16 protein-coding genes are annotated in these 17,168 nt (G+C 41.6%); 10 read left to right on the forward strand and 6 right to left on the reverse strand.

The features are described 5' to 3' along the window. Nucleotides 1-80 precede the first annotated feature (80 nt). Nucleotides 81-464 carry an MAPEG family protein gene (locus L1267_RS22650; protein ID WP_135923156.1) on the reverse strand — a complete coding sequence of 128 codons (384 nt, stop codon included), beginning with the start codon at nucleotides 462-464 and terminating at the stop codon, nucleotides 81-83. A 234-nt stretch (nucleotides 465-698) separates the two neighbouring features. On the opposite strand from L1267_RS22650, the gene L1267_RS22655 reads away from it, so the two are divergent. Then, on the forward strand, nucleotides 699-1,577 hold the full coding sequence (locus L1267_RS22655; RefSeq protein ID WP_235384262.1) for a DMT family transporter: 879 nt from the start codon (nucleotides 699-701) through the stop codon (nucleotides 1,575-1,577). A gap of 40 nt (nucleotides 1,578-1,617) precedes the next feature. On the opposite strand, the gene L1267_RS22660 is transcribed toward L1267_RS22655, so the two are convergent. Beyond that, entirely contained in the window at nucleotides 1,618-1,935 is a 318-nt protein-coding gene (locus L1267_RS22660) for a DMT family transporter (RefSeq protein WP_235384264.1), read from the reverse strand. Then, nucleotides 1,935-3,467: a carbon-nitrogen hydrolase family protein gene (locus L1267_RS22665; protein ID WP_135923153.1), complete on the reverse strand. Its 1,533-nt coding sequence runs from the start codon at nucleotides 3,465-3,467 to the stop codon at nucleotides 1,935-1,937. Before L1267_RS22665 ends, L1267_RS22660 begins: the two co-directional genes overlap by 1 nt. Before the next feature lie 258 nt (nucleotides 3,468-3,725). Between L1267_RS22665 and L1267_RS22670 the strand changes: the two genes are divergently transcribed. Next, entirely contained in the window at nucleotides 3,726-4,826 is a 1,101-nt protein-coding gene (locus tag L1267_RS22670) for a GGDEF domain-containing protein (RefSeq protein ID WP_235384265.1), read from the forward strand. Here the strand turns inward: L1267_RS22670 and L1267_RS22675 are convergent. Then, nucleotides 4,819-7,101: a penicillin acylase family protein gene (locus L1267_RS22675; protein WP_235384266.1), complete on the reverse strand. Its 2,283-nt coding sequence runs from the start codon at nucleotides 7,099-7,101 to the stop codon at nucleotides 4,819-4,821. The two genes, L1267_RS22670 and L1267_RS22675, sit on opposite strands and share 8 nt — an antisense overlap. 193 nt (nucleotides 7,102-7,294) lie before the next feature. Here L1267_RS22675 and L1267_RS22680 point away from each other — a divergent pair, with 193 nt between their 5' ends. The 6 genes from L1267_RS22680 (at nucleotide 7,295) to folX (ending at nucleotide 14,214) form a co-directional block, all read left to right on the forward strand. Continuing rightward, on the forward strand, nucleotides 7,295-10,660 hold the full coding sequence (locus tag L1267_RS22680) for an ATP-binding protein (RefSeq protein ID WP_235384268.1): 3,366 nt from the start codon (nucleotides 7,295-7,297) through the stop codon (nucleotides 10,658-10,660). A gap of 11 nt (nucleotides 10,661-10,671) precedes the next feature. Further along, nucleotides 10,672-11,292, forward strand: a complete 621-nt coding sequence (locus L1267_RS22685) for a YceH family protein (RefSeq protein ID WP_135923150.1) — start codon at nucleotides 10,672-10,674, stop codon at nucleotides 11,290-11,292. An 88-nt stretch (nucleotides 11,293-11,380) separates the two neighbouring features. Beyond that, nucleotides 11,381-12,217, forward strand: coding sequence for an ammonia-dependent NAD(+) synthetase (gene nadE / locus L1267_RS22690; protein WP_135923149.1), 837 nt, complete (start codon nucleotides 11,381-11,383; stop codon nucleotides 12,215-12,217). Nucleotides 12,218-12,559: 342 nt separating this feature from the next. Further along, a complete protein-coding gene (gene folM / locus L1267_RS22695; RefSeq protein WP_135923148.1) occupies nucleotides 12,560-13,279 on the forward strand; it encodes a dihydromonapterin reductase in 720 nt (239 codons plus the stop codon). A gap of 18 nt (nucleotides 13,280-13,297) precedes the next feature. Beyond that, complete coding sequence (gene folE / locus L1267_RS22700; protein WP_135923147.1) at nucleotides 13,298-13,852, forward strand: GTP cyclohydrolase I FolE; 555 nt, start codon at nucleotides 13,298-13,300, stop codon at nucleotides 13,850-13,852. Nucleotides 13,853-13,854: 2 nt separating this feature from the next. Then, complete coding sequence (folX, locus tag L1267_RS22705; RefSeq protein ID WP_054554637.1) at nucleotides 13,855-14,214, forward strand: dihydroneopterin triphosphate 2'-epimerase; 360 nt, start codon at nucleotides 13,855-13,857, stop codon at nucleotides 14,212-14,214. Nucleotides 14,215-14,462: 248 nt separating this feature from the next. On the opposite strand, the gene L1267_RS22710 is transcribed toward folX, so the two are convergent. After that, nucleotides 14,463-14,903, reverse strand: a complete 441-nt coding sequence (locus tag L1267_RS22710) for a YqaA family protein (protein WP_235384270.1) — start codon at nucleotides 14,901-14,903, stop codon at nucleotides 14,463-14,465. A 56-nt stretch (nucleotides 14,904-14,959) separates the two neighbouring features. Then, nucleotides 14,960-15,331 carry a DUF4870 domain-containing protein gene (locus tag L1267_RS22715; RefSeq protein WP_135923145.1) on the reverse strand — a complete coding sequence of 124 codons (372 nt, stop codon included), beginning with the start codon at nucleotides 15,329-15,331 and terminating at the stop codon, nucleotides 14,960-14,962. 223 nt (nucleotides 15,332-15,554) lie between these two features. Here L1267_RS22715 and L1267_RS22720 point away from each other — a divergent pair, with 223 nt between their 5' ends. Continuing rightward, the gene (locus L1267_RS22720) at nucleotides 15,555-16,256 is read left to right on the forward strand and encodes a spondin domain-containing protein (RefSeq protein WP_235384271.1); all 702 of its coding nucleotides are present in this window, start codon (nucleotides 15,555-15,557) and stop codon (nucleotides 16,254-16,256) included. Between the two features lie 9 nt (nucleotides 16,257-16,265). Then, a complete protein-coding gene (locus tag L1267_RS22725) occupies nucleotides 16,266-16,994 on the forward strand; it encodes a spondin domain-containing protein (protein ID WP_235384273.1) in 729 nt (242 codons plus the stop codon). Nucleotides 16,995-17,168 lie beyond the last annotated feature (174 nt).

Consider the following 17,168-nt stretch of genomic DNA (forward strand, 5'->3'; position numbering starts at 1 on the left):
AGCTGTAGCAACTTAAGACCCTAAAGCAAGCGCCTTATTTAAGCCGCTTGCTTTGTGGTTTTTAACTATTTACCTTATGACTAGAGGCAAAGAGCGATCATCGCCACAGCGCAAACATAACCAATAAACCAGACTAATGAGCGCAATATATCTTGGTTTATGTAGTAGAAAATACAGTATAGAACGCGAGCAATAACATGCACAATCGCAAGGGTTTCAGTCACCTGATAGATATTATTACTACCGATTACCACCGCCAGCGCTACTGCAAAAATAATCAACGATTCAAAGCTATTTTGATGTGCTGCTAATGCACGAGCACCAAAGCCGGTTAGTTTTGCTTGTTGTTCGCGAGGGTGCTTATTGTCGTAGCCTGCTAGCTTATTTTGTGCAAAAGCCACGGGGGCTTTAGCTAAATAAGGTATGAGTACTGCGATGAGTGCGCAGATAATCAGTGTTGTCATGATATTTCCTTATTTTTAACTGTAATAGCTTACCCTACAGCAAACAAAAAAAAGCCGCTACTTCTAAAAGCAACGGCTAGCAATAGCATCATTGCTACTATAGCCTAATGATTACTTAAAAGCCCTGCGACATATTGTCACAGCTGAGTTTTTCTCAAGTTGGTCGATAAGCTAATGCCCTAATACTTTGGTTTTGATACTCTAATTGCCTCCCCCCATTAATATATTTTCAATATGACTTGGATTTTCTTAACTATTTTTGCAGCGTTTATGCAGTCATGGCGCAATGCTCTGCAAAGTAAACTCAGTGCAACAGTGAGTGTTGCAGGGGTGACGCTTGCCCGCTTTATTGTTGCCAGCCCGATTGCTGCCCTTTATTTATTTGCACTTTATCAATACCAAGACGCTGCACTTCCTGACTTTAATCTGGCTTTTATTGGCTACATTGTTGGCGCCAGTATCGTCCAAATCGTTGCCACAGGCTTGATGGTAAAACTATTTAAAATGAATAACTTTGCAGTCGGCGCAGGGCTTGCAAAAAGTGAAGCACTGATGGCGGCCATTTTAGGTGTTATGTTCTTTGGCTCAGCGCTGTCGTTACTAGGCTGGATTGGGGTCTTTATTGGTGCAATTGCGGTATTGCTATTAAGTGGCATCGCGAATGTTAAACACTTTAATTTGGGCACTGCACTTCTTGGGCTTGCTTGCGGTACTTCATTTGCTCTTTCATCGTCGTGGATCCGCGAAGCAAGCTTAAATTCAGGGCTGACTTTCCCACACTCGGCGGCTTGGGTATTGGTACTGATTATCAGCTTACAAACCTTGATGCTGTGCGTTTATATTGCCCTCAAAGAGCGCGATACATTTAAGAAAATGTGGCATCACAAAGGCACCACGACCGCTGTTAGTGTGTGTAGCTGTTTAGGTTCCATCGGTTGGTTTAGCGCCATGAGCTTGCAGCATGTTGCTTATGTAAAAACACTGGGGCAAATTGAAGTGTTTTTTACCATTATGGTATCGATTCTTTGGCTAAAACAGCCGTTGAAACGCCAAGACACAGCGGGGCTTGTGTTAATTGCACTGGCAGCGATTCTGGTAATGCTACCCAATTAGGCTTATTCCTAGTCATTAAAAAAGCGGTAATGCCGCTTTTTTAATGACTAATTTTTAGGGTTATTACACCACTAATTATCAAAAGTACTCCGGCAATGCGGCCAAATGTGGCGGCATCACCATAAAATAAAATACCAACTAAGAAAGTGCCTGCGGCTCCTATGCCTGTCCATACCGCATAGGATGTCCCCATCGGAATATCCTTTTGCGCCAACCACAACATAAACCCACTGGCGACCATAAAGGCGACAGCTATTGCAATACCTAACCAGCGACTATCTGGCTGTTGAGACATTTTAAGGCCGACTGGCCAACCAATCTCTAACAGTCCTGCGACAATTAAATACAGCCACGCCATTATTGCTCTCGCTTTTTCAAGATCACGTCATACAGATCTTCACGGCGGTCCTTTAAGTTTCTTACCGTACCTTCACTGTGAAGGATTTTCAGTTTATCCATATCTAAATCACTGAATAACAACATTTCGGTATTAGGTGTTGCTTCATTCAAGGTCGCATCATGCGGGAATGAGAAGTCTGATGGCGTAAGCACTGCCGATTGCGAGTATTGTACGTCTAAACTCTCTACTTCAGGTAAGTTACCAACAGAGCCTGCAATCACAACATAACATTCATTTTCGATTGCGCGTGCTTGGGCACAATGACGAACACGTAAGTAACTGTTTTTGGTATCTGTCCAAAATGGTACAAACAAAATATCCAGCCCTTGTTTAGCGAGAATACGTGACAGCTCAGGGAACTCAACATCGTAACAAATTTGAATACCAACACGACCCGCATCCGTTTCAAATACGGCAATTTTGTCACCGCCTTGGATCACCCAGTCATTTTGCTCATGGGGCGTAATATGAATTTTGCGCTGCTCATCAATTTTACCGCTACGGTGGCACAAATAGCTGACATTATAAATCTTGTCGTCTTCAGCAAGCGGCATAGAACCGGTGATAATATTGGCGTTATATTCAACCGCCATACGCGACATAGCATCACGGAATGTTTCTGTGTATTCGGCCAGATAGCGAATTGCTTCGGTTTGATTGCTTTGCTCAGTGAGTCCCATTAACGGTGCATTGAAAAACTCCGGAAACAGAATAAAGTCACTCTTATAATCTGATACCGTATCAACAAAATATTCCACTTGCTTAAGCAGCTCTTCAACAGACTCAACACAGCGCATTTGCCACTGTACAGCACCGACGCGCACAATTGATTTGGTCGACTCAAGTACCGTATCAGTCGGCTCAAACATAATGTTATTCCACTCTAGTAAAGTGGCATAACCAACAGATTCCTGATCTTCAGGAAGATACTTTTTAAGTAGACGTTTTACTTGGAAATCATTAGATAGCTGAAAGCTTAAAATCGGATCGTACAGCTCTTTGTGGTCAACTTTTTCGATGTACTCCATCGGAGTCATCTCTGCACTGTGATTGTAATAACGCGGAATTCGCCCACCTGCTAAAATGGCCCGTAAGTTATACTGGCGGCACAACTCTTTTCGCGCATCGTATAAACGACGACCAAGTCGCATACCTCGGTGAGTCGATGAAATGACCACATCTAAACCATATAAGGCATCACCTTCAGGGTCACTAAATACACGGTCGTGACCATCAACAATGTCTTCATAAGTATGAGGGTTAGAAAAGCGTCCGTAATCAACCTGTACGCTAAGCGCAATTCCTACCAAAACACCGTCATCAACAATGCCTATTTGCCCTTCCGGAAACTGGTCTATTAACCTAAAAATAGTGTGACTTGGCCAAGCACCACCGAGCCCCGGATACGCTTGATCCATGAGAGTTTTGATTTGTGGATACTGCTCTTTAGTTAAATTACAGATCGCTAAATGCGTTTTTTCCGCCGGCATACTTACTCCTTTTAGGCACGAGAGGATAATCAATAAAACAAGATATTCTCATGTTTCTAGATTGGTTTTATTTAGAGTGGCATCAATTATGAGCTCTGCCAAGCCTTAAACTTAGCAAACTGCAGGTGAACAAGGCTTTAATTAGCATTATACAAAAATTTTATTGTGCTGATATTAAAAGCACCTGACAACACTGCCGCATTGTTCAAATAATCATCTATACTTTAATTTCTCCCTGTAAGTGTGTATGAGGTTGGTTTGATAAAACATTTACTAAGACAAACCAAACAGTCTGGATTAGAAGAAATAGAGCATGTAAAGTTTCTTATTATTACTAAAATTGCCTATTTCGCATTAGCTGTACATGCTTTACTAATCCCCGCTTTCGCGCACATTGGCGCGAACATGCTCGCTATAGTTAACATTTTAAGTGTATTTGCTTGGGGCAGTGGTATTTTCCTTATAAAGCAAGGCTTAACCTCTCTTGCTTTGAGGGTGTTTTGCCTCGAAGTGCTTATTCATGCAGTTATTGTCTGCGCAACTCTTGGCTTAGGTGCTGGGTTTCAGTTCTATTTATGGACTGTGTCGTGTATTTTGATGATTGATTACCAGCTTACTTTTAAATGGGCTGCAACATACAGCTTGTTAATGATTGCTACCTTTGCTTCGTTGTATTTATTTTTCTCAGACGTAACCTATGGTTTCGCTTATCCTGAACTTCTTCCATATATCAATGTGATAAACGTCATCATTGCCGGATTACCTATGGTGTATGGGATGGGGCTTATTCGTGAAATTACGCTTTCACAACGCGTTGAGCTCACCGAGATGGCCGCTCGAGATCCATTAACAAAATTATACAACCGACGGTTTGCGAAAAAGCTCATCTCAATGGCACATAAAAAGAGTATCGAGCAAGATGCCAATCTATGTATGGTTATGGCTGACATTGACAGGTTCAAAAGTATTAATGATACCTTTGGTCATGATAAAGGTGACACCATCTTAATAAATGTATCAAAACTAATTAGTGACTTTATCAGTGAGGATGACATTGCTGTTCGTTGGGGAGGTGAAGAGTTTTTATTGATACTTACAAATACTAATGAGCAACAAGCTTTTGCTAAAATAGAAGCGCTTCGTCAACAGATAGCCGAGCTTGATGCCCATCCCGATTTCCCTGATTTAACAATCACTATGAGCTTTGGTTTAATCGAGTGGCAGCCTCTTGCACCGATAGAAAAAATGCTACAACACGCTGATACGGCCTTGTATCAAAGTAAACACTTGGGTCGAAATCAAACCACTGTCGCGAAAGGTTCCAACCCTACTTTCGATGATATTGATGCGGTTAGTTAACCGCATCAATACGAATACTATGAATAATCTCTTGTGGTAATAGAGGAGTTAAACCGTTACTCACATAGTCGTCAAATCCAGCTCGATAAAACTCCGACAACGGATGCCCTGATTGACCACCAGGAATCGCCATAATCGCTTTATCTAAATGGCCTGGTTGTACTATAAAACGCTGTGAAGCGCCAAAGCTACGACCTTGGACTGCTGGCATGAAGGTATCGCCAAAACCAGGAGCTGTAGGCATATTTAATAAGCTTTTAAGTGCCGGTATTTGCTTGGCAAACGGGTGCTCAATCACTAATTCGTTGACCTTACCCCATTGCCAACTGTGTGGATTATTACCGTACTGCTCTGTAAGTTTAGTAATAACGCGGTCAAAGGCTCCTACCATTTGCTGTTGCCAGTTTGCATAATCAGGGTTTAACCATGTTTGAGGCTGAGCTTCGATAAGTTGCCAAACGGCAGGCTCTAAATCTCGCTTAACTGGCTTTAAACTACTGTCGAGATCTTTTAGCTTATTTTCTAATGGGCTAAATAAGCTATTAATCACTTCACTGCGGTAACGTTTTACTAAGGTGTAACCACTTGAGTCACTACAAGCACACGCCTGCCAGTTATTTAGCTCTTTTAAATACAGCGCATATTTATCGCCTGCAGTACTAAGCTGTTTAACCAGTAATTGATGCCATGGTGCTAAAAAGCGCGCCTCGTTATCATGCTGTAATGAATAAAAATCTTGCTCGGTAAATTGCTGCTTTTCAAATAAACGATCGCGAATTTGTGCTGATCTTGCCCCCATCGCGTATGCACCATTACCAAATCGCTCATCATCTTTAGCCGAAACAACACGAGAATTACCAGTCCATAAACGACCGCTCTCAGGATTTTTTACAAAGGGACGATCCGTTTCATTCTCATGCCAAGCTGCAGAGTAAGCTTGTTCAGACACAGCCAGTTGATGAGGCACTTTACGTGCAGGCACTGCTCCCATATTTTTCCATGCAGCATTGCCTTTATCGTCGACCACCATTAAGTTTTGCACCGGAATACCAACGTCTGCAGCAATAGCTAGCGCATCATCAACCGTTTTTGCACTTTCAAGCTTTAATAAGTCCATATCAACGGCATAATCATGGTGAGCAACCCAACTTAAAGCATAGGGTTTGCCATTAATTTCTTTAACGGGACCATACTCACTCATGGTCAAAGCATAATTTTCAACCTTGCCATCATTAAGTAAAATGGGTTCATCTATTTGCCACGTTTTCTCTTTACTCTCAAGCGCTACCCAATCGGCGGTATCTAAATAACCATTGGTAAAACCCCACGCGATTTTATTATTTGTACCAACCACAATTGCCGGTGCCCCCGGCAATGATACACCGGTAATTTGCTGCATCTGACCATCAACAGGATAATTAAGTTGAGCGCGATACCAAATGATTGGCACCGCAAAAGAAAGGTGCATATCATCAGATAACATTGCAGCGCCCGTTTTAGTTAACTGCCCTGTAACGGCCCAATTATTACTCCCTAATTCTTTTCGGTCGAGAATATCGTTGATTACCCATGATGATTTGTTTAAAGCAGGGATCCCTGCACCGTATGCAGGTAACTGACTGTTATCAAGTGCAGCCTGATAAGGGCTTGGCTGGGTAATAAAGTCAACCATGTCTTTACCGTAAAGCTGCTCAATTTCTATCAGCGTTTTATCTCGTTCAAATGTTGCTGTTTGTAAGTCTAAGTACATACTAAAAATAACCAACAAACTGTCTTCGCTTTGCCAAGGTTGAGCACTCGAGCCTGTTAATATGTATTCAAAGCTATCAAAACCCAATTGCGCATAACCTTCGTTCACGCCATTAGCATAGGCTTTAAGTAGCGTCTTATCTGCAGCAGGTAGTTGCTCAACTAAAAACTGGCTACGCTGACGTAATTGATGAAAACGCATTTTTTTATCAAGCTCTAACGCAGCTTTACCAAACAGCTCACTTAATTCACCCGCCGCATTACGGCGCAATAAATCCATTTGAAAGAATCGGTCTTGGCCATGCGCAAAACCAAGCGCATAAGCAGCATCTAAGCGATTTTGAGCGCTAATAACAGCTTGCCCCAAAGCATCACGCTCAATCTTCACTGAGTGAGTAATTGCATTACTTTGTCCTCGACCATCAAGTGCTGGCAAACTTAGATTCAACACCCCATAGATGAGGCCTGTTGCCAATAGTCCGATGATGAGCGAAGCGACTAGTAACCATTTGATTATCTTAAACATGCTTGCTTCCCTTAGCTAAAGTAACACTATATTAACCTAAGTTTTGTGAAAAAATAGTGTCTTCATACAAAATAATGATCACTGAACTGAGAAAACGACCCACAGACAAATAACTTACATATCAAAGTCCCCATTGTTAATTACAAGGTAAATTGTCTATAGTAATTAAATAGTAAAAAAATCAATGCTTCTAATGCCATTAACGATCGACACTGATAATAAGAAATTACATAAATTAAAGTTAGCTTTTTGGCTATCTCTCGTGCTTGTTATCGTTATAGGTATCGTGATTGATCGGATAAATTATCACCGTGAAAAAGATGCTTTCCGTGCGCAAGAGCTAGCAAAAGTAAGTGCTTATCGGGCTGAATTAGAAGCGATCCTCGTCTCAAATATTCAACTTGTTCGCGGTCTCGCCGTAGCTATAACGGCGGAGCCAAATTTAGATCAAGCTCGTTACAGCCAAATAGCCTCTCCACTATTTGAAACCTCATCTGAACTAAGAAATATTGGTGCGGCTCCCAATATGGTTATTCGAATGACCTACCCCCTTGAAGGTAACGAAAAATCAATTGGGCTTAATTTTTTAGAAAATGCAGCACAACGCGCAGATGCGCTCAGAGCACGAGATGAAAACCAGATTGTTATGGCTGGCCCATTAGAGCTAGTACAAGGTGGACAGGCACTCATCGCACGTATGCCTGTATTTATTCCTCCAGAACAACAGTTTTGGGGATTATTATCTGTGGTACTTGATATCAATAAAATATATGTAAACTCTGGTTTAGTTTCGCTCAGTGAAAATTATGATGTTGCCCTGCAAGGGCGAAATGGTCTGGGCTCACAAGGAGATTTCTTTTACGGAAAAAGTGCAATTTTAAAAAATGATCCTCTCGATTTTATAATTCACTTCCCGGGTGGTAAGTGGCAAATGTACGCATCACCCAAAGCAGGTTGGCACCCCCCTGCTTCTGCCATTTGGCCACTACGGTTAGCCATTATTTTATTTTGTGTTTTATTTGCAGGTTGCTCATGGTTTTTTCTGAAAATGCTTGAGCGGCAATATAAGAGTGAGCGAATGCTAGAGACTATGAGTAGTCTTGCCAAAGTAGGGGCATGGTCGTTCAACCTAGAAACAAAATCTGTGTATTGGTCTGATATGACCAAACAAATTTTTAAATTTCCGCTGAGCAAGCAGCCCGAGTGGCCTCAAAATTATAGTTATTTTAAAGCCGGTGAAAGCCGCGATAAAATCCGCCAATTGAATGAGCGCGCTATAAAAAACGGCGAAAGCTTTGAAACTCAGGTACAAGTCGTCACAGCTGATGGGGATGAAATATGGGTGTTAGTTCACGCCGAAACCGAACATCGTAATGGCCGCTGCATAAAAGTATTCGGCTCACTGCAAAATATTGATGCCCGTAAACGAGTTGAAATTGAAAACAGGAAAGTAGCTTTACACAACGAGATTTTAGCGTCGCTCACTGTTAATGATGCTGTACTAACGGGTAATTTGAATTTATCAAAGCATGTCATTGTACAAGCGATTTGTCATGCTTTTGACGTTGACCGTGCCAGCATTTGGTTATTTAGTGACGACAGAGAGTCTCTCGATACCTTTGCTGTTCATGACGAGAATACACCACAAATACGAGAAGCAACCACACTAAAACAAATTGATTACCCTGATTACTTTGACGCCATTAATAACAATGCCGTTGTAAATGCTAGTGATGCCCCGCACCATCCGTTTTTAAAAGAATTACGAACAACTTATTTTGAACGATTTAAAATATGCTCAATGCTCACGGTGATCATTCCCACCGGTAGTAAAACCATGGGGGTTGTGTGCGCAGAAAAATGCAAATCTCGCAGGCAATGGAGCAAAAACGAAGAAAGTTTTTTAATTGCTGTTGCAGCGCTAATTGGTAGTTTACACGCCAGCCAACGCCGTATAGAAACCGAGCAGCAACTAGTGCAAGCTAAAGAAGCAGCTGAACAAGCAGTAAAAGCAAAAAGTGAGTTCTTAGCAAGTATGAGCCATGAAATACGCACTCCAATGAATGGGGTGATTGGCATGCTCAATATCATTAAGCAATCTAAATTAGATAGCCAACAGAGCCATCATCTAGAGCTAGCACAATCTTCAGCCGAGTCACTTTTGCATATCATTAACGACATCTTAGATTTCTCAAAAATTGAAGCCGGTAAACTAGATATCGAAAATGTTAGCTTTAATATTTCAAAACTGTTCGGCAACACCATCGAATCATTTGCAATTAAAGCCGAACAAAACAACACCAAACTTATCCTTGATACGACTGATATTTATCACGAATTTATTGTCAGTGATCCAAACAGGATCAGACAAATTATCAACAACCTCGTTAGTAATGCGGTTAAATTCACTAAAAATGGCAAAATAATTATTATTGCTAAGCTTGAGAAATTAGATGACGAGCACTTTTTAAACTGTTCCATCATTGATACCGGAGTCGGTATTAAGCCTGAAAAGCAAGCTACATTATTTGACTCATTTACCCAAGCAGATACCTCAACAACTCGCCAATATGGCGGTACAGGGCTTGGCTTAGCGATTGTTAAACAACTATGTAACCTAATGAAGGGCGATGTGAGTGTGGTCAGCTCATATGGAGAAGGCAGTACTTTTAATTTCTCTGTAAAAGTGAAAATAGATCATAAAAAGAAAGCCCTAGAACCCAGCCATATTATTGATAAAAAACATATATTTATTGCAGATAATTGTAAGTTGAGTAGCAATATAGCGAAAAAACAGCTGCAACTATGGGGTGCCAGCGTTGAAGTATTTACCGATATGACACGTTTATTGAGTCGCGTGGCTATGACGGAACATGTCGAATGTGACGCGATTTTCGTTGATTTCTTGTTTTATACCAACGCAACTAAAGAGCAACAACAAGTTTTTGTTAAACACTTTAATGCCGAACAGTGTAAACGTATTTTAATGGCACCAATGAGTTTGACCGAAGTGCAAAGCAAACAGCCCTTAAAAGCTGAGAGTATCATTTTTAAACCTTTGACCCAGTCAGATTTATTTAACTCACTTGCTAACGAAAAATACATTGAGCAACAACAAGTAAACAACGACACACTGATTACAAAAGTTGCCACCCAAGATGAAAATTCTGCTTCACAAGTGCTGCTAGTTGAAGATAATAAGGTTAATCAAATTGTTGCTGGATCGCTTTTAAAGCAGGTAGGTATCAGCTTCGACATAGCTGAAAATGGCCTTGAAGCAATTGCTAAGCTATCTCGTCGCGAGCAAATGCCTTACCAACTCGTGCTTATGGATTGCCAAATGCCAGAAATGGATGGCTACCAAGCAACTCGGGCAATTCGTGCAGGTGAAGCTGGTAAGGCACATCAAGATGTAACTATCATTGCGCTCACCGCTAATGCAATGCAAGGTGACAAAGAACGCTGTTTAAATGCGGGCATGAATGATTATGTTACCAAACCTTTGAAGTTTGATACGCTCAGTAAAAAACTAACCGTGTGGTTAAGCACTGAAGAATAGAGAGTAAAACAATGCAATTATCAATAAATCAACAACGCGTCATTGGCTGTTTGCTCGAAAAACAAAGTACAACACCTGAACATTATCCATTATCTTTAAATTCACTTACCAACGCTTGCAACCAAAAATCTAATCGAGATCCAGTACTGTCGTTATCTGAATCACAAGTACAAGATACCCTTGATGAACTCATTGCGCAGCGATTAGTAACCTTAGATGAAGGCCTTTCTGGGCGGGTTAATAAGTACGCGCACCGCTTTTGCAATACCGAGTTTGGCAGCTTGCAATTTACCGAACAACAGCGTGCTATTATCTGTTTGCTACTATTACGCGGACCACAAACCCCCGGCGAGCTTAGAACCCGAAGTAACCGCCTTGCTGAGTTTAGTAATGTTAATGAAGTGGAAGCAGCTTTAGCTGCATTAATCGAGAAAGAATATGTCACTCGCTTAGCCCGTGAGCCAGGAAAACGAGAAAGTCGTTATATGCACTTATTCGTTGATCCAGATAGTATCGAAGAGATGCTGAGTGAGCCTGAAGCAATTAACAGTAGCGAAGTTCAACAATTAAGAGCTGAAATAGACGAACTTAAGCAACAAATTAACGAAATAAAAGCGCATTTAGGTCTTTAATAATAACCTGACCCGTAACATAATGTAGCTACCCCATTCGTCTTGGGGCTTCCACGCTGACAACCAAAAGTAAAAAAGGAGCTCTACCATGCGTGCCGACATTCTGGCAGAAATGAAAGTCCAACCCACTATTGATGTAAAAGCGGAAATCACTCGTCGCGTCAACTTTCTAAAAAGCCGTCTCATTGCTGCGCACTCACGCTCGCTTGTATTAGGGATCAGTGGCGGTGTTGATTCATCAACCTGTGGTCGTTTATGTCAATTAGCTGTAGATGAATTAAACCAAGAACATAACACCAACGATTATCAGTTCATTGCTGTACGTTTACCTTACGGTGTACAAGCAGATGAAGACGAAGCACAACTTGCGGTTGACTTTATCAAGCCATCAAAGCGCATGACGGTTAATATCAAAGCAGCTGTAGATGGTATGCATGAACAAGCTATGGCCGCGGTAGTCGGTGCAAGTGCAGAGCTTCCTGAACAAGCTAAAATAGATTTCATTAAGGGTAATGTTAAAGCACGCCAGCGCATGGTCGCACAATATGAAATTGCAGGCTTCTGCCAAGGATTAGTTGTTGGCACCGACCATAGCGCTGAAAATATTACCGGCTTTTACACAAAATTTGGTGATGGTGCATGTGATCTTGCTCCTCTATTTGGTTTATCTAAGCGCCAAGTTCGTGCTCTTGCAGAGCATCTAGGCGCACCAGCAGTGCTAGTGCATAAAGCTCCTACCGCTGATTTAGAATGTGACCGCCCAGGCTTAACCGATGAAGAAGCGCTCGGCCTAACTTATGATCAAATTGACGATTTCTTAGAAGGCAAAGAAGTCTCAGCAGAAGTTGAAGAGAAGCTAACTGCGATTTATCTTCGCACTCAACATAAACGTCAAGCTATTCCAACCGTTTACGACGCGCTGTAAGCAACAATATTATTTGCTGCATTATTTTCTAGCTGTAGGCAATTAACACTGTTTAATTGCCTACAGCTAACTCTTCCCTGATACCTAAAACTTCCTTTAGCCCGGCGTTAAAAGCTGCGAGATAATGATTTTTTGGGTTTGCTTAAGACATGCTTTTCTTATCAAAACCAAGCTAACTACAATAACTCCATTACTAAAAATGATCTGGGTTATCTTCATTTGCGTAGAAAGTTTAGCAACATCATTGCAGTAAAGATGAAATAGTTCTGTAATTTGGTTTATAGTTGATAGTGTTAAACACATTACTCATTACATTAAAAATCTAAGGTTTTATATTAGTTTATGTCATCGCCCATATTAATTACTGGCGCAGGCCAACGAATTGGACTCGCTTTGGCCGAGCACTTTTTAGCGCAAGGGCAAGAAATCATTGTTACCTACCGTACGCGTCATCAAGCCATTGATGTACTAGCTGGACAAGGGGCTACATGTATTCATGCTGACTTTAATAGTGATGAAGCGATTGCCAACTTCATAGAACAATTAAAATCGCATACCAATCAACTTCAAGCCATAATTCATAACGCTTCTAGTTGGGACTGCGAAGCAAGTAACCATGATTATGCAGCGCTTTTCGATAATATGATGCGAATTCATGCAAAAGCGCCCTACCTAATAAATTTAGCAGTGAGCGATTTACTGCTACACCATTACGAAAATACAGGACACCCTGCCGATATTATTCATCTCACCGATTATGTCGTTGAAAAAGGTAGTCCAAAACACCTTGCTTATGCTGCAAGCAAAGCTGCACTTGATAACTTAACAAAATCATTCGCGGCTAAGTTTGCCCCTGCAATCAAGGTCAATGCAATTGCGCCGTCATTAATCATTTTCAACGAAGATGATAGCGACGAATACAAAGCAAAAACATTACAAAAATCACTGATGGGCATTGAGCCTGGTTGCGCTGAAATTATTCACAGCGTAGAGCTATTACTACACAGCCATTACATTACCGGGCGTTCGATGCCTGTCGATGGTGGCAGACATTTAAAATAACGAATTACTGAGAATCCTATGCACGATGATTTAAAAAAGAGTTACCACGAAATTATTAGCGCCGTGGGTGAAGATCCACAACGAGAAGGGTTACTCGACACGCCTAAGCGCGCCGCTAAAGCAATGGAGTATCTGACAAAAGGTTATCGCCAAACGTTAGACGAGATCACTAACAATGCGGTATTTACATCAGACGCCGATGACATGGTACTGGTTCAAGATATTGAACTTTACTCTATGTGTGAGCATCATTTGCTGCCATTCGTTGGTCGTTGTCATATTGCCTATATCCCAAATGGCAAAGTTCTTGGTTTATCTAAATTTGCGCGTATTGTTGATATGTACGCACGCCGTTTTCAAATTCAAGAGCAATTAACCCATCAAATCGCTAAAGCGGTTGAAGAAGTAACCGGAGCAAAAGGCGTGGGTGTAATTGTTGAAGCAAAACATATGTGTATGATGATGCGCGGCGTTGAAAAGCAAAACTCAAGCATGCGTACATCGGTCATGCTAGGCAACTTCAGAGCAGATCCAAAAACCCGTAACGAGTTCTTACAACTAGTTAGAGGGTAATGATGGCTAACGCAATTATTAATGTCACTAACCTCAGGCTACGAACCTTCATTGGTTTTAACCCTGAGGAACGCGAGAAAAAGCAAGATGTAGTGATTAATTTAGAAATTCACTACCCTGCTGATCAAGCTTGTGAGACTGACGCAGTCGATAAAGCGCTAAACTACAAGACTATTACTAAAGAAGTGATCAGCCTTGTCGAAGAAGGCCACTTTTTACTGCTAGAAAAATTGGTTGCTGAAATTTTAGCGATTTGCCACCAGCATCAAAGTGTTCACTATGCCAAAGTGCGTGTCGATAAACCGCATGCGCTGCGCTTTGCTGATTCAGTATCACTGACTCTTGATTGGCAAAAAAGCTAGAATAAGGGCGTGTTCACCTTTGTGGATTAAAATTTGTTCACTCTAGGGGCGATTTAATCGCGGCGCGAGATTTGTAACCTAGTGGGCTAAGTAAAAATCGAGCAACAAAGAGTTAATCGCCCCTAGGAAGAACCCGAAGGGCAGCGCGTGTTTGGCATTGATGCTGCGTTATCACCTATTTATGTGGAACAACCACACTACATAGGCTCTGCCTTGCCTAAATACCAAACACACTGCTGCAAAATTAATCATAAAAGGTAAACACGCCCTAGTCCTACCGCAAAGGCAAGCACAGCTAAATAACGCGCGCCTTTGCCTAGGGCGACTAATGCGACGAATACAGAAAATTTTACCCGAAAAATTCCTCCAACCACAGTAAGTGGATCGCCAATAATGGGCAACCAAGCAAATAGCAAGCTGTAGATACCATACTTATTAAATTGCTGTTCTGCTTTATCTATCGACTTTTGCGATACAGGAAACCATTTACGGTCTTTAAAACGCATGACTTGCGTGCCTAGCCAATAATTCACACAACTCCCAAGCACATTACCCACGGTTGCACTTAGCCATAACAACCAAAGTAGATAATCACCACTGGCAATCATGGCGGTCATAACTAACTCAGAGGAGCTCGGTAATAAGGTTGCGGAAATAAACGCGCTGAGGAATAAGGAGAAATAGGCCATAAATACCACAAAATAAGCTCAGCAAAGGGCTGAGCTCTCATTATATGGCAATCAGTTTATTTTATAAATTCAATCGTCAATGGGTAATTAACTTCTTTTCCATCACTGGCTTTAATTGCCGAGACAATAACCATAATCAAAGAAAACAGTGCAACGATTGGTAATAAAATGACACCAACAACAACAAACACCAGTAAGAAGCTAACAATGTAAGCAATCATCATGGTGAGTTGAAAGTTCAATGACTTGCGGCCATGCTCAGCAACAAGCGGCATTTCTTCCTTTTTCACCAGCCAAATAATAAGCGGACCAATAACCGAGCCAAATGGGAAAAGTAATCCCGCTAATGCACTTAAATGACAAAACATCGCCCAATTACGCTGCTCTTTATCGGCCACAATTATTTCAACTTTTTGATTATCATCCATTTTAAATTCCTTGTTATGGTCTGTTTATGTTTCTACTATAAACCTTTAGGCTACTTTACCATAGATAATTTGCTTAGATTTAAAACAAAAACGTGCACAAAAGACAAACAAAAGGCTTTTGAGAAGACTTTTTTGGCTGTGATAAAAATGTGATAACTTTGTGAAAGTTTTTGGATATTGCTGTTCGATACTGATTTTGAATCATCAAAAACAGGAATCGATCATGAAAGCTTTACCTTTAACTTTGTTTGCTGCATGTGCAGTCACTAGCCTTACAAGCCAAGCCGCTGAGCTTGATATAAAACTAACTAACCTTACGCAAGGCTTACACTTTACTCCTATCTTAATTACTGCTCACACTAACGATAGCCAGATGTTTAACGTAGCTACACCTGCTTCAATGGCTCTTCAAGCGATGGCTGAAGGCGGTAACATAGAACCATTAATGAATGAAGCAGCTGCAGCAAATAACGATATGGTTGCTAATCCAGCCGAAGGCTTATTAGCGCCAACCAGCTCTACAATGGCTTCGCTTACCACCAGTGAAGGTAACAACTACTTGTCGTTAACAGCTATGTTACTGCCTACCAATGATGGCTTTGTTGGTTTAGACAGTTGGATGATCCCATCAGAAGCAGGGACTTACACCCTGTATTTAAACGCTTATGATGCAGGCACCGAAGCAAATGACGAACGAGTTGTCGATGGCTCTGGTGCTATGGGAATGCCAGGTATTCCGGCTGCGCCGGGCGGTAATGCCGGTATGAATGCAAGCGGTGTAACTAGTAGCGAAAGCAATATGATGGTTCATATTCACCCTGGGAACTTAGGTGACGATGATCCTGAAGGTGGAGTGAGTGACCTTAATAATACCGTTCACAGATGGCTTAACCCTGTTGCTATGTTAACTATCACAGTGAAATAGGAGGTTATTATGCGCTTTTCAAAAAGCTTACTCATCATTGCACTCGCAGGAAGCCTCACAGCTTGCGGTGGCTCTGATAAAAAGACTGTTGATATGACAGACAGTGTGGATGAGATGACTAACCAAATGGGAGAAATGGCAGAAAGCCATCAATTTACCGTGCAAGTGACTAATCTCACTGCCGCTCAACCTTTCTCACCTGTTGCCGTGATTGCCCATACCGATGGCATGCTATGGCAAATTGGCGAACCAGCTTCTAGTGCTCTTGAATTAATGGCCGAAGGCGGCGATAACAGCGAGCTTTTAGCCAGTGAATACACTTTGCAATCCGCTTCTGCAGAAAGCCCACTACCACCGGGTCAACAGGTTACTATGGTACTAACAACCGGGGAGCTTGATTCATTAAAAATCAGTGTTGCAACTATGTTAGTGAATACAAATGATGCGTTTACCGGTCTTAATGCTATAGACGTGTCTTCGTTAGCGGTTAATGAGTCACTGTCTCGTACTAGTTTTTCCTATGATGCTGGCACTGAAGCCAACTCTGAAGCTGCTGGCACTATTCCTGGTCCGGCTGATTCAGGTGAAGGTTTTAACGAAATGCGAGACGACATTAATCGGGTAGCAATGCACCCGGGAGTTGTAACTCAAGATGATGGTTTAGCAAGCTCAGTGCTTACAAGCCAATACAAGTTTGATAACCCCGTTGCTCGAATAGTCATAACGCGGACGCAATAACAATCGCACTCCTTACGCTAAGGTCATAAGGATGTGCCTTAGCTACTTGGATTAAACGATGCGCCCTGAAAAATTACTCATAGTTGAAGACGATAAAACCATTCGCCAACTCATCACCACCCAGTTGACTAGCTTAAACCTGCACATTGACGAAACAGCAAGTGCTGAGGCAGC

It is taken from the genome of Pseudoalteromonas sp. OFAV1 (assembly GCF_021532595.1).
GTDB classification, from domain to species: domain Bacteria; phylum Pseudomonadota; class Gammaproteobacteria; order Enterobacterales; family Alteromonadaceae; genus Pseudoalteromonas; species Pseudoalteromonas lipolytica_C.